Genomic DNA, 300 nt, shown 5'->3' on the forward strand with positions numbered 1-300 from the left:
GTCGCGCAGACCACGAACGCGTTCAAGGTCGCCTCCGTCCCGAACGGCACGCCGATCAACATCGGCACCGCCACGGTGTCGGTGTCGAAGCTCGCCACCACGGCGCCGAACAAGAACACGTACGACGGCCTGTTCCAGATGGTGTTCGACAACGGCGGGATGCGCGAGAGCGCGACCCAGACGATCGTCGTCGGCTCCACGCAGAAGCGGCAGCTGTCCGCGGCCTACGCGGCCGCGTACGGCAAGTACCAGGAGTCGAGCCGTGAGGTCGGTGGCGTGAACTTCACGACCATCACCTCC

1 protein-coding gene is annotated in these 300 nt (G+C 66.3%); it reads left to right on the forward strand.

Going from position 1 to position 300, the window contains the following annotated elements:
- Nucleotides 1-300 (forward strand): SU10 major capsid protein (locus tag SB658_RS23025; RefSeq protein WP_410602579.1); only part of this gene is annotated, 300 nt, incomplete at both ends.

Origin of the sequence: Bacillus sp. SIMBA_008 (assembly GCF_046535495.1) — a bacterium.
GTDB classification, from domain to species: domain Bacteria; phylum Bacillota; class Bacilli; order Bacillales; family Bacillaceae; genus Bacillus; species Bacillus subtilis.